Origin of the sequence: Collimonas pratensis (assembly GCF_001584185.1) — a bacterium.
GTDB classification, from domain to species: Bacteria; Pseudomonadota; Gammaproteobacteria; order Burkholderiales; family Burkholderiaceae_D; genus Collimonas; species Collimonas pratensis.
Genome location: NZ_CP013234.1, coordinates 3,170,651 through 3,183,996, shown reverse-complemented (window position 1 = coordinate 3,183,996; position 13,346 = coordinate 3,170,651). Strand labels below are relative to the sequence as shown.

General features: G+C 61.6%; 10 protein-coding genes and 2 pseudogenes. 5 read left to right on the top strand and 7 right to left on the bottom strand.

Translation table 11 applies throughout. The features are described 5' to 3' along the window. Positions 1-14: 14 nt before the first annotated feature. Positions 15-1,249: pseudogene (locus CPter91_RS14250) on the top strand (PepSY-associated TM helix domain-containing protein). 37 nt (positions 1,250-1,286) lie between these two features. Here the strand turns inward: CPter91_RS14250 and CPter91_RS14245 are convergent. From CPter91_RS14245 to CPter91_RS14215, 7 genes are all read right to left on the bottom strand, one after another. After that, on the bottom strand, positions 1,287-2,300 hold the full coding sequence (locus tag CPter91_RS14245) for a GGDEF domain-containing response regulator (RefSeq protein ID WP_061946252.1): 1,014 nt from the start codon (positions 2,298-2,300) through the stop codon (positions 1,287-1,289). 42 nt (positions 2,301-2,342) lie between these two features. Continuing rightward, entirely contained in the window at positions 2,343-3,407 is a 1,065-nt protein-coding gene (gene cheB, locus CPter91_RS14240; RefSeq protein WP_061941373.1) for a chemotaxis response regulator protein-glutamate methylesterase, read from the bottom strand. A 137-nt stretch (positions 3,408-3,544) separates the two neighbouring features. Further along, entirely contained in the window at positions 3,545-5,797 is a 2,253-nt protein-coding gene (locus CPter91_RS14235) for a hybrid sensor histidine kinase/response regulator (protein WP_061941371.1), read from the bottom strand. After that, positions 5,794-6,462 (bottom strand): chemotaxis protein CheW, encoded by a 669-nt coding sequence (locus CPter91_RS14230; RefSeq protein ID WP_061941369.1) that lies wholly within the window; start codon positions 6,460-6,462, stop codon positions 5,794-5,796. Before CPter91_RS14230 ends, CPter91_RS14235 begins: the two co-directional genes overlap by 4 nt. A 51-nt stretch (positions 6,463-6,513) precedes the next feature. Continuing rightward, the gene (locus CPter91_RS14225) at positions 6,514-7,755 is read right to left on the bottom strand and encodes a CheR family methyltransferase (protein WP_061941367.1); all 1,242 of its coding nucleotides are present in this window, start codon (positions 7,753-7,755) and stop codon (positions 6,514-6,516) included. Next, the gene (locus CPter91_RS14220) at positions 7,755-8,213 is read right to left on the bottom strand and encodes a chemotaxis protein CheW (RefSeq protein ID WP_082792850.1); all 459 of its coding nucleotides are present in this window, start codon (positions 8,211-8,213) and stop codon (positions 7,755-7,757) included. Before CPter91_RS14220 ends, CPter91_RS14225 begins: the two co-directional genes overlap by 1 nt. Before the next feature lie 90 nt (positions 8,214-8,303). Next, positions 8,304-9,938: a methyl-accepting chemotaxis protein gene (locus CPter91_RS14215; protein WP_061941363.1), complete on the bottom strand. Its 1,635-nt coding sequence runs from the start codon at positions 9,936-9,938 to the stop codon at positions 8,304-8,306. Between the two features lie 342 nt (positions 9,939-10,280). Here CPter91_RS14215 and CPter91_RS27365 point away from each other — a divergent pair. The 4 genes and pseudogenes from CPter91_RS27365 to CPter91_RS14200 form a co-directional block, all read left to right on the top strand. Beyond that, positions 10,281-10,488: pseudogene (locus CPter91_RS27365) on the top strand (methyl-accepting chemotaxis protein); the annotation flags it as partial. Between the two features lie 258 nt (positions 10,489-10,746). Continuing rightward, entirely contained in the window at positions 10,747-11,883 is a 1,137-nt protein-coding gene (locus CPter91_RS14210) for a methyltransferase (RefSeq protein WP_061941361.1), read from the top strand. Between the two features lie 469 nt (positions 11,884-12,352). Beyond that, the gene (locus CPter91_RS14205) at positions 12,353-12,763 is read left to right on the top strand and encodes an OsmC family protein (RefSeq protein ID WP_061941359.1); all 411 of its coding nucleotides are present in this window, start codon (positions 12,353-12,355) and stop codon (positions 12,761-12,763) included. Positions 12,764-12,782: 19 nt separating this feature from the next. Next, on the top strand, positions 12,783-13,334 hold the full coding sequence (locus tag CPter91_RS14200; RefSeq protein ID WP_061941356.1) for an NADPH-dependent FMN reductase: 552 nt from the start codon (positions 12,783-12,785) through the stop codon (positions 13,332-13,334). Positions 13,335-13,346 lie beyond the last annotated feature (12 nt).

Here is a 13,346-nt window from a genome sequence, read left to right as displayed (position 1 = left end):
AGTACATCATGGTCTTGCGTCCCCTTCTCGTGATCATGCACCGTTGGTTCGGCCTGGCGGCCGCCGTGTTCCTGTTCATTGCCGGCGCCACCGGCGCCGTCATTTCCTGGGACCACGAGCTGGATGCCTGGCTCAATCCGCAGCTATTCCATGCCCGCAGCGCCGACCAGCCGGCACCGGGGCCAATCCTGCCTGGCCTGGAACTGGCGAACCGGGTGGAAGCTCAGGATCCGCGCTTGCGCGTCACTTATGTGATGACCGAGAGTGAAGCCGGGCATACCAGCAGCATGATGGTGGAAGGGCGCATCAATCCGGCCACCGGACAGCCTTACGAGCTCGGTTTCAACCAGGTAGCGGTCGATCCGGCCACGGCTGAAATACAGGGCCGGCGCATGTGGGGCGCGATTTCGCTGCAGCGCGAGAACCTGCTGCCGTTCCTGTACAAGCTGCACTACACCATGCATCTGCCCGAGGTCGGCGGCATTGAGCTCGGCACCTGGTTGATGGGGATTATCGGCATCGTCTGGGCGCTGGACTGCTTCATCGCCCTGTGGCTGTCGTTTCCGAACTGGCGCAGCTGGCGCAAGTCCTTCGCGTTCCGCTGGCGCCAGGGCGGACACAAATTGAATTTTGACTTGCATCGTTCTGGCGGCGTCTGGCTGTGGGGATTGCTGCTGGTGCTGGCGGTGACCTCGGTTTCCATGAACCTCTATAACCCGGTCATGCGGCCTATCGTGCAAACTTTCTCGACGCTGACCCCGGATCCGTTCGACAGTCGCAAGCCGGTCGCACCCGCGCTGGCGGCCAAGACAGAACCAGGAGTCAGCCGCGAACGGGTGGCGCAGTTGGCGCGCGAGGATGGTCAGCGCCGCGGTTGGAGCGTGCCGGTCGGCGGCGTGTTTTATTCTTCGGCCTTCGGTTTGTACGGCGTCGGCTTTTTCGAGGCCGGCAACGACCACGGCGACGCCGGCCTGGGCAACAGCTGGCTGTACTATGACGCCGGCGACGGCCATGCGGCCGGGCAAAGATTCCCGGCACAGGCAGCGCCGGCGACATTTTCATGCAAGCGCAGTTTCCCTTGCATTCAGGCCGCATCCTCGGCCTCACCGGTCGCATCCTGATTTCCCTGATGGGAGCTGCGGTGGCCATGCTGAGCGTGACCGGCGTGATCATCTGGGCCCGCAAGCGGCGCGCGCGCATGTTGGCCGCGCGCCAGCCGGCTGCGACAGGGCGGGCGCGAGCTGCCTGAATGGGTAGGGTGGGCACCCGTGCCCACGCGTAAGCTTTTATTCCTGAGCGATCTCGACCCGGTTCTTGCCGCCGCGCTTGGCGCGATAGAGAGCCTGGTCAGCGGCCTCCACCAGTTTTTCCTGCGAGCTGCCGCGCAGCGGAACGATGCTGGCGCCGCCGATGCTGATGGTGACGCGGGCGTCGTTGTTGGAGGTGGCATGCGCAATGCCTAAGGCGTGCACCGCCGCCTGCAGCTTGTCGGCCTGGGTCTCCATGTGCTCGCGCGACATCGATGGTAGCACCAGTACGAATTCTTCGCCGCCGATGCGCGCCGCCAGGTCGGTCGGGCGCCGGGCGAAGCCGCCTATGCTTTCCGCCACCTGCTTGAGGGCAGTGTCGCCGGCCAGATGGCCATAGGTGTCGTTGTAGAGCTTGAAGTCGTCGACATCGATCATCAGCAGCGAGAGCGGGCTTTGCTCGCGTTCGGCACGCTTCCATTCGGCGCTGAAATACTCGTCGAAGTAACGGCGGTTGGCGAGCCCGGTGAGGCCGTCGGAATTGGTCAGGCGCTGCAGTTCCAGATTGGTTTCCAGCAGCTGTTGCTGGCTCTGGCGCAACGCACGGTAGGCCTCATCGCGCTGCAGCAGGTTGACGTAGGAGCGCGAATGATAGCGGATACGCGCCACCAGTTCGATGGTGTCGGGCAGCTTGACCAGGTAGTCGTTGGCGCCGGCGGTGAACGCCGCGCTCTTGACTGCAGGATCTTCGCGGGTCGAGAGCACAATGATGGGGACGTTGCGGGTGGCCGGGTTGGCGCGGTATTGGCGCACCAGGGTCAGGCCGTCGATGCCGGGCATGACCAGATCCTGCAAGATGACAGTCGGCCGGGTTTTTTGCGCCGCCTCGATGGCTTCGTCGGGATGCGCGCAATAGTGGAAATCGATGTTGATCTGGTTGGCCAGCGCGCGCCGTACGGCTTCACCCACCATGGCCTGGTCGTCGACCAGCAGCACCATCACCGGATAGTCGTCTGGCGGCTGGTCGATGTCGAGATTTAATTCTTTATGCATGGCTTGCTCCATATCTGAACTCAGTGCTGCTATTGTTTGTCGCTATTGTTTGCTGACGAGACTGACCAGCTTATCTGCAATCCGGTTCACCGGCAGGATGGCATCCGCGGCATTCATCTGCGCCGCGGCCTTCGGCATGCCATATACTGCGCTCGAATCGCGGTCCTGGGCAATCGTGTAATAACCCTTGTCGCGCATGGCTTTCAAGCCTAGTGCGCCATCCCGGCCCATGCCGGTCAGCAGGATGCCGATCGCCTTGCCGGCCCAGGTTTCCACCACGCTCTGGAAAAACACATCGATCGAGGGCCGGTATGGATAACCGCTGGGCTGCTCGGTATAACCCAGTTGAAACGGCCTGGTCAGGCGCAGATGGTCGTCGGTGCCGGCCAGTAGTACGGTGCCGGGAGTCGGGCTGTCTCCGGCCAGCGCCAGCCGCACTGGCAATCTCGACTGGCCGCCGAGCCAATCGGCCATGCCGGCTGCGAACTGGGCGTCGACGTGCTGCACCACCACCAGCGCTGCCGGAAAATCCGCCGGCAGTTGCGACAGCAGGGTTGCCAGTGCTGCCGGTCCGCCGGCGGAAGCGCCGATGGCAACCAGATACTTGGAATTCGGCGCCTGCGGCGATGATTTGCGCGGCGCAGCCGCATTGATGGCCGGGATGGGCGCCGCTGTCTTTGAAACGGCCGTAATCTCGGGTGCTGCCTGGCGTTGATTGATCAGTTTTTCGATCGAATCGATCTTGGCCAGCAAAGAATTGACGCCGTTGCGCGGATGGCCGGCGAGCGAGCTCGGGGTATCGATCGCATCCAGCGCGCCATAGGCCATGGCGTCGTACACCGCCGAGACGTTGGCGCCGACGTCGCCGGTGACCACCAGGATGGCGCACGGTGTATGGGCCATGATGTGGCGCGTGGCGCCGACGCCGTCCAGCACCGGCATGATCAGGTCCATCAGGATCAGGTCCGGTACTTGCCAGGCGCACAATTCGATGGCGCGCTTGCCATCCTCCGCAATCCAGATGATTTCGTGGTCCTGGCGCAATGCCAGCGTGCGGCGCAGCGCTTCGACCGCGATCGGGGCATCGTTGACGATACCTATTTTCATTTTCCAGGATTCCTTTGCTAGAAGCGTGTGTCATCGCGGCAGTAGGGCTTGCTACTCAACAGGTAACATTGAATGACTGAAAATATACACGCGTTCATCAGGTTCTTTGGAGAAAAATAGGCGCTCGGTACTGAAAACTAGGCTTCATGCGCTTCGCCGATCAGGTCTTCAACTGCCTGCAGCAAGGTCTCGTCATGGAAACTGGCCTTGGCCAGATAATAGTCGGCGCCGGCTTCCAGCCCGCGCTGGCGATCTTCGGGGCGATCCTTATAGGAAACGATCATCACAGGAATCGCTTTCAGCTGCAGGTTGCTTTTGATTAATGTTACCAATTCGATGCCGTCCATGCGCGGCATGTCGATATCGGTGATCACCAGATCGAATGCTTCGCTGCGCAAGGCGTTCCAGCCATCCATGCCGTCCACTGCGATCCTGACCGTATAGCCACGGCTGCTGAGCAGCTTGCGTTCCAGTTCGCGCACCGTGAGCGAGTCATCGACCACCAGCACCCGTTTGCTGGCCTTCAGCTGCTGCAGGCTGCCGCCTTCGTGGATCTTGTCGAGCTGGCCGTGGGCGATCAGCTTGTCGACCGAATGCAGCATATCCTCGACATCCAGTATCAAGACCGGTGTGCCGTCTTCCATCAGCGCCGCCGCCGCTACATCCTTGATCTTGCCCAGCCGGGTATCCAACGGCTGCACCACCAGCATGTGCTCGCCCAGCAGGCGGTCGACCTGCAGGCCATAAGTCTGGCCCATGTCGCCGATCACCACGAGTGCGATGCCGTCGTCGCTGGCGGTGCTTTCGCCGCTTTGCAAGATCTGGCTGGCCGCAACCAGGCCAATCTGTCTTTCTTCAAAACTGAAATGCTGGCGGCCTTCGAGCATTTCGATCTGCTCCTTGTCCAGCACCATGGTGCGGTTCACGTACGCCAGCGGGAAGGCGTAGGGTTCGCCGCCGATACTCACCAGCAGGCTGCGCACCAGCGACAGGGTCAGCGGCAGTTGCAGCTGGAAGCGCATGCCGCGGCCGTGTTCGCTGAAAATCTGGATGGTGCCGCGCATGCGCTTGAGCATGTTGTGCACCACATCCAGACCGACTCCGCGCCCGGAGATTTCAGTCACCGTGTCGCGCATGCTGAACCCTGGCAGCAGCAGAAAGTGCAGCAGTTCCGCATCGCTCAGGCGTGCCGAGGTGGTGTTATCGACCAGGCCACGCGCCACGATGCTGGTGCGCAACTGCTCCAGATCGATGCCGTTGCCATCGTCGCTGACGGTAATCTGCAGCAGGCCGGCGTGATGGCGCGCGCTCAGTCTGATTTCACCTTCTTCGTCCTTGCCGGCGGCGCGCCGCTGCGGCGCCGTTTCGATACCGTGATCGAGCGCATTGCGCAGCAAATGCACCAGCGGCGCCTCCAGCTGCTCCAGGATGTCGCGGTCGACCTGGGTGGTTTCGCCGCTGATTGCCAGCCTGACCTGTTTGCCTAGGCTGCGTCCGAGGTCGCGCACCATGCGGTCGTAGCCCGCCACGCGATCGGCGAACGGCCGCATGCGGGAGGCCAGCGCCTGGTCATACAGCCGCTGCGCGCGGCTGCTGTTGCGACGTTCAAAGGACTCCAGTTCCGCCAGCCGTTCCGTCAGCATTTTCTGGCACGCGTCAAGTTGTTGCCGGGAATCTTGCAAGGCCGCGAACTGGGTAGCGGCCACGCCGTTTTCGCGCAGCGAGTCGTACAGTGTTTCCAGAGCTTGTGTTGCGCCGTGCTGCAAGCGCTTGAGACGTAGCAAGGACTCGTTGAAGGCCGGCAGCCAGCGCGATTCCACCAGCGATTCGCCGGATAGGCTGACCAGCTGGTTCAGGTGCGCAGCGGTGACTCGCAACATGCGGTCGGCGCTCTCGGTTTTATCTTGCTGGAACTCGCCGGCCGGCAGCAGCTCATTGCGTGTGGCGGTTGGCGGGGTCTGCGTTTCACGGGCGCGGTCGTCGGCTTGCAACAGGCTGTTTTGCAAACCTTGCAGAAAGCTGTCGATTTCCTTGCGGCCTTCGCCGGCTTGCCACAACGGCAGGTCTTCCGCACTCTGCGCAATCCGTTGCAGCAGGTCGACCCCATGCAGCAACTGGTCGATGCGACGCGGCCCGAGCTGGATCTTGCCTTGTTGCGCCGAAACGAAGCAGTCTTCCATCACATGCGTGACATCGACGCCGGCCTGGATGCCGACAATCCGCGCCGCACCCTTGATCGAGTGGGCGGCGCGCATGCAAGCCTCCAGGTCCTGCGGCGAGGCACTGCGCTCGATCGCCAGCAGGCCGCTGCTCATCACTTGCGCCTGGGTTTCTACTTCTAGCCGGAACAGGTCCAGCATCGAGGCATCGCGCATATCGTCGGCGTTCATGCCAGGCTCCGATCCAGCGTGTGAAACAGCAATTCCTGGTCCAGCAGGCCGACGCTATGGCCATTCCATTGGACCACGGCGTTGGTGAAATGGCCGGCGGCGCGGGTCAGCGTGGTCGGCACCGGCTGCTGCTCGGACAGGGCGATGCGCAAGGTGCCATGCACTTCATCGGCAGGGAAGGCCGTCACCTGGCCGTTGCGCCTGACGATCAGCATGCGCCGCAGCAGTTCCTGGCGGCCGGCGATTTTGCTGCCGACGGCGATGCCGAGCATCGCCACCAGTGAAATACAGGTAACCAGGGCGCCGCGAATATTGGTAATGCCCAGCACCACGGCATTTTTGCGATGGGGCAGGCTATGGATGCCGCGCAGCTCGGTGATTTCTTCCAGCAGGGCGGTCGGCAGCGCCAGCCATTCTTCACCGATGCGAAACAGCAGCCAGGAGCTGAGGTCAGCGTCCTGTTCCTGCATCGGTTCGGCCTGCTCACTCCAGCCGTCGGCCATCTGTTCCACTTGCAAGCGATCCAGCAGCTCGGCGGCGGCGCGCGCGTGCACCGGGCAGTTGCGGCAATCGATATGCTGTGCCAGTTTTTCGCAGGAACCGTCGCCGCGCACGCCGATGCGGTTCCAGCAATCGTCGATCACTTGCATGGCTGTCTCGCTCATGATGGTTTACGCCCGTGGCGCAGCGAAGGAAAGGTCAGGGCTGGATGCATGTCAGGACGGATTGTTTTCGGCTGAACGCCGCGCGCGCTGCTGCAGCAGCTTGGCGCCGGTGTAGTCGCCCATGGTTTGCAGCAGGGCTGCCAGGTGCGTCATGGCGTCGGCGTGGTTGGGCTCCAGGTACAAGGCTTTGCGATAACACTCGGCGGCGGCCTGCTTGCGGTCCGCGGCGTCGTGGATCACGCCGGTCAGATAGTAAGCGGCGGCCGAGGCGCCATGCTGCCTGATGAATTGTTCGCATACGGCGGCGGCTTCGCTCAGCTTACCCTGGTCAGCCAGCAACTGAGCTGTCGCCAGGCTCGCTTGCGGCGGCAGCATGGCAGGATTGCCGTTGGCGGTCCTTGTCATGGCAGGATTGCTGCGCGCCGTCGTGGTTCTTGGCGCCGGCGCCAGCGGCACATAAGCGACAGTGGGCGGCAGCGTTCTGGCGATTTCCTGTTTCGGCGCGCCCTGGCGGAAAGCAAAGGCCATCGGCGCCTTGATCGGGGTCAGCTCATGCAGCATCATCAAGGCGCTTTCAGCCGGGCCGACGAAGACCAGGCCTTCGGGCGCGAGGCGGCGCAACAGGATAGTCACGGCCTGGTGCTGGGTGGTGCGGTCGAAATAGATCAGCAGATTGCGGCAAAAGATGATGTCATAAGGAGCTTGCCCGGCCAGCAGATCGGCTGCGAACAGATTGCTTTGTGCGAACCTGACCTGCTGCCGTACTGTTTCGGACAATGCATAGCCTTGTTCATTGAGCGCAAAGTAGCGATCGCGGAAACTCAGGTAGTCGCCGCGAAACGAATTTTTGCCGTACACGGCCTGGCGCGCCACATGTAGCGATTGCGGGCTGATGTCGATCGCATCGATCTGGAAATGCGACGGCGGCACGCCTGCGTCCAGCAGGGCCATGGCGATCGAATAGGGTTCTTCGCCGGTAGAGCAGGGCAGGCTGAGGATGCGCAGCGGCTGGCTGGCGCTGATCAGGCGTGGCCAGCGCTGCTGCAGCTGCGCCATTTCCTGGAAGGCTTCGCGATTGCGGAAGAACCAGGTCTCCGGCACGATCACGGATTCGATCAGCTGCAGCTGTTCCGGCTCGGACATTTGCAGCAGCAGCCAATAGGCGTCAAGATCGGCCACGCCGCAACTGCCCTGGCGTTCCTGCAGGGCGCGTTCGAGCATGGGGCGGCCTATGGATTGGATATCCAGCCCCATGGTGCGCTTCAGCATGCTCTCGAATTTTGCCAGCGGCATCAGGCCTCCACGCTAGGGAACAGCTGCGCCCGTACTTCCGGCGGCAGCAGGTCTTGCACCTGCACCGATTGGATCAGGCCGCGCGCATCGTCCGTGACCGGACCCAGGTAGGGCGCTGCGCCATGATCCAGGCCGCTGTCGCGAAATTCCGACGGTGCGCGGCGCATGATCTCGCTGGCCTTTTCCAGCACCAGCCCGAGCAGGCGGCTATCCGGTCCCGGCGCCGGGTAGTGCACCAGCACGATACGGGTGCTGAGGCGCTGCCGCGATGGCTTGCCGGTGGCCAGCTGGCTGAGGTCGATCACCGGCACCGACTGGCCGCGATAGGTGAACACGCCAGCTACCCACGGCGCAGTCGCCGGCATCTGTTTCAGTTTGACCAGCGGCAGCACTACCGCGACCTGGCTGGTATCCAGTGCGTAGTGGTCCTGGCCGATTTGGAACAATAGAAAAAGCATGTGGCTGGCTATCTTTTCTTGGATGCGCGTGTGCAAAATGTTCGTCATCGACGGCACTGCCGGCCCGTGCTGCACCGGCCGCACCTTGCGTTAGCCGGCGGTTTTCAGCTTGAAGCGCGAGACGCCATTGCGCAAACCATTCGCCGTCAACGTCAGTTCATCGATCGCCTGGCTCGACTGGCGCAGCGATTCGACGCTTTGCTGGGCCGCTTCGCTGAGTTGTCCCAGCGCCTGGCTGATCTGCTCGGCGCCTACTGCCTGCGCCTGCACGCCTTCATGTACCGACTGGAAACGCGGCGTCAGCGCCTGCACCTGCTGGATGATCTGCGACAGCTGGGCGCCTACGTTCTGGACGTCGGCAATGCCGCGCCGGACTTCTTCGGAGAATTTATCCATGCCCATCACGCCGGCCGATACCGCCGATTGGATTTCCTTGACCATCTGCTCGATATCGTAGGTAGCAACCGCGGTCTGGTCGGCCAGGCGGCGGATTTCGATCGCCACCACGGAAAATCCGCGGCCGTATTCGCCGGCTTTTTCCGCTTCGATGGCGGCGTTCAGCGACAGCAGGTTGGTTTGCCCGGCAACCTTGGTGATGGTGGTGACCACCTGGTTGATATTGCTGGCCTTCTCGTTGAGGATGGCCAGCTTGGCGTTGACCGAGCCGGCTGCATCCATCACGTGATGCATGGTGTCTTCCATCTGCGTCAAGCCGACCTGGCCGGCGCCGCCCAGGCGCGCGGCTTCTTCCGCGCCGGAGGAGACTTCATTCATGGTGCTGACCAGTTCGCGCGAAGTCGAATAGATCTCGCGCGAAGTGGCCCCGATCTCGGTGGTGGTGGCTGCGGTCTCGTTGGCGGTGGCTTGCTGCTGTTTGGCGGTGGCGGCAATTTCCACTACCGAGGTGGTGACCTGGATCGCCGATTTCTGCGCCTGGCCGACCAGGCCGGTCAGCTCGTCCGACATGCGGTTGAGGCCGACTTCCAACGCCTGGAATTCATCGTGCCGGTTAAGGTTGAGCCGTTGCGACAAATCGCCGGAACGGATCACTTCCAGCGCCGCGACCAGTTCTTCCATCGGCCGCGTGATGGCGCGCAACAGGAAGAAGCCGCAGATGAGCGCCACCACCAAGGCAATCACCAGCGCCGTCAGCAGCGTGCTCTTGGCGACAATCACGGCAGCTTCGATCTTGTCGACCGAGCGCACTTCAGCCTGCTGGTTGAAATCGCGCAATACGGTGGCGGCGTTGCGGCCGCGCTGCCAGGCCGGCTCCAGCTGTTCGATCAGCAGACTGCGCGCCTGGGCGTTCTTTTGCGTATCGTCCAGCCGCAGCACTTCCGACATCAGGCGCACATATTCGATGCGCGCCTGCTTGAAAGCGTTGAAGTTGAGCCGGTCCTGCGCTTCGAAAATGGTTTTGTCATAGTCGGCGACCAGCTTGTCCATTTTCTCGTTATCGGAAAGCAGCGTCGCCAGGTCCTGTTTACGCTGGTCCGGCTGGGTATCGACGGTGATGACCTGCAGCACCAGCAGATAGCTTTGGAACCAGGTGGAGCGGATCCCGGTGCTCAATTCCAGGCCGGGCATGGAATCAGTCTGGAAGCTGTTGGTTTCGTGTTCGATCGCCTGCAGCTTCAGATAGCTGATGCCAGCCATGAAGCCCATCAGCAGCAGGATCACGCCAAAACTGACCAGCATCCGTTGTCGAATAGTCCATTGCTTCACGTGTAATCACTCCTGTCGTTGATTGGTGTTCGCCGCACTCTCTTTTTGAACGGGAGAATGTCTTGAATTGTTCATGTAGCAACTGCGCGGAAATGCCATCTTTCTAAGCGAATACAATAAACCAGACGGATCGAATGCGGTGAAAATTCGGCGTCGGCAAGCTTGGGCAGCGCAGGATTATTGCAGATTTTTAGCTGCGTGTTTGTGGCACATTGTTAAATGATGAAGGTAACATTTGAAACGTGTAACATCGTCCACGGCGCCCGCCAACGCGCTCGAAATTTGACATTCGAGCGAGGCTTCCGGCGATTTTCTTCTTCCATCTTTTCACTGTTCCCGGGAACTGCGGCAGTGGAAGCGGCACGCGCAGGCGAGCAAGGGCGCGGCTTGTCGTCGTGGCGTCCGAGGTGTGCATCTGGCGTAGCGCTCGGCCGCGGCAGGCAAGGAAATCAAGGCATTGATCGACGACTCGGTCAGCCAGGTAGGAAGCGGCAGCAAGTTGGTGGAGCAGACCGGGAACACCATGGGCGACGTCGTTGGCAGCGTCAAGCTAGCTGTTCGCCGCTGACGGCGATGACTGGGAAACCTTTTGGCAGCGACAGCCGGGCCGGACGCCGGAAAGTTCTGACCGAAAGAAAAGGTCCGGCGCCGCAGCCAGGAGGTATACTTGGGGAATTATCTCGCCTGCTTCGTCAGGCGAGCCTGCAGATGGTGTTTTTGCAAACATCGCCCCTGCCTTCCTCCCATAGACAGATCGAGATCACTCCATGCATTTGAATTCCACCTTGCCAGCGTTGGCAGCTATCGTATGACGACCGCCGAACAGTCGCTGATCCACTGGATCGAGAACGATCAGGAATGCTCGGCGCACTGGCGCTCGGAAAGCGGCAATCCGGCGCCGAAGCGGGTGGTGATCGCGGACGACCGCATGACTGCCGACAGCGCCTATCGCCTGGCTTGCGAAGGCACCGGCATGCTGTGGCGCGGAGATTTCCAGAATGCCCGCCAGTTGCTGCAGGCGCTGGCGCGGCGTGCCGAACCCAAGCCTAAAAAGCGTCCCAAGCTGCCAGCCACACCCACCGATGCTTTCAATCTGTATCGTCAAGCGCAATCGCAGCGCGCCCGTACGCTCGGCATGCTGCTGCTGCCGTTTGAAGCGGATTACAGTATTCCCTTGCGCCGTGCGCCCGATGTACAGCTGGCTTGCAACGAGGCTTATGGCGCCTCGACCGAACCATTCGTCGCTTCCCTGCGTGAGTTGCTGGGGCTGGTCGGCGCGCACGAATGGCGCAAGAAAGGCGTGGAAATCCCGGCGCTGGGCGAACGCATCCATCCCCACTACGGGGTCTATTCGCCGGTACGCGGCGAGTACATCGGGCTGGTGGCGGAGGCGCCGCTGCCTTCCACCAAGCTGGCTTTTGATATCGGCACCGGCACTGGCGTGCTGGCCGCATTGCTGGCCAAGCGCGGCGTCGCCAAGATCGTGGCGACCGACATGGACCCGCGTGCGCTGTCCTGCGCCAAGGAAAATCTGTTGCGCCTGAACCTGGATGGCCAGGTAAAACTGGTGCAGGCCGACCTGTTTCCCGACGGGCGGGCACCATTGGTGATCTGCAATCCACCGTGGATTCCGGCCCGTCCCAGTTCTCCCATCGAACACGCAGTGTATGACCCCGACAGCCGCATGCTGCGCGGTTTCCTGAGCGGCCTGGCGCAGCATCTGGAACCGGGCGGCGAAGGCTGGCTGATCCTGTCTGACCTCGCCGAGCACCTTGCTTTACGCACGCGCGCCGAGCTGCTGGCGGCTATCGCGGCAGGCGGACTGAAAGTGCTGGGAAAAATCGACGTTCGGCCGCAGCACCCGAAAGTATCCGATGCGAGCGATCCCTTGCATGCCGCGCGCGCCGCTGAACTGACTTCCCTGTGGCGGCTGGCAGCGGCCTGATCGTCCCGGGACGATGGCGTCAACGCGATGACGCCGGATCGGCAGCGTGGACGGCAGATGACTGTGAAGCGGAAAGTATTTGCCGCGAATCCGCTTGCAACCCGAGATTTTATCAGCGTACTGTTGTTACCTGACGCTGGAAAATTGCGAATTATACAAGTCTGCTATAGCTGCAATCAATCTCCAAATCTGGGTTATCTCTATTCATCTGGTTGTAAAAGATAGACAGAAGGTTGCACTACCTTTTCCTGCAGTGCTTGGAAAGGGAGCAGCGATGTCGCGATAATCGCTAGAAGTGGATGAAATGAATAAAAGCAAAACAGGTTGCTGCGCTGGTTCGTGCAGTATTAATTCGCCATCGCGCTTATCCGGCCCTTATCCTTCTCTTCCAAAACGGCTATAGTCTCCATATAAAATCCGGCCACGCGATGTGACCGGACCAGGCATCTGAAACCGATATGGAGAGTGTATGGCGTCTGTTCACCTGCAAAGCGCTAGCGGCTTTGTCCAACAAATCCAGGCCCGTTCGCACCAGTTGCGTGCCGACGAGCCGTTAGATAACGGCGGCACCGACAGCGGTCCTGCACCTTACGAGCTGCTGCTGGCCGGCCTGGCCGCCTGCACCTCGCTGACTTTACGCATGTATGCCGACCGTAAGCAATGGGAACTGGGCCTGATCGATGTCCGCCTGCGTTTTTCGCGCGATGAGCAAGGACAGGAAAAGATCGACCGCACCATTGCTTTCAGCGCCCCGCTGAGCGAAGCGCAGATTGCCAGGCTGGCGGAAATCTGCGAGAAGACGCCGGTCACCAAGACCATCCGCCAAGGTACGCCGATCGCTACCACCATGCAGCAGACCAAGCTTGATACGCCCGCTTAAGGCCCTAGAGGAGAAACGCATGACAAAAATCGTCGGAGTGTCAGGAAGTTTGCGCAGCGGCTCGCTGAACGGCGCTTTGCTGCGGGCGGCGGTGGACCAGATGCCGGCCGGGGCCGAGCTGGAACTCGGCACCATCAAGGGCATCCCGCTGTATGACGGCGATCTGGAACAGTCTGAGGGCATCCCGGCGGCGGTCGCGCTGCTGAAGGAGCAGATTGCGGTGGCCGACGCGCTGCTGCTGGTGACGCCGGAATATAATAATTCGATACCGGGCGTGTTCAAGAATGCGCTCGACTGGCTGTCGCGGCCGGCGGCCGACAGTGCGCGCATTTTCAGCGGCCGGCGGGTGGCCGTGATCGGCGCCTCGCCGGGTGGATTCGGCACCATCCTGGCGCAGAACGCCTGGCTGCCGGTGTTGCGCACGCTTGGCATGGAGCCTTGGTTTGGCGGCCGCCTGATGGTGTCGCGCGCCGGCAAGGTTTTCAATGAAAGCGGCGAGCTGGTCGACGAGCAAGTGCGCGACCAGCTACGGGAATTCAATCGGAAGTTCGTTGAGTTTTTGAGAAATTGAACGAAGGATGAA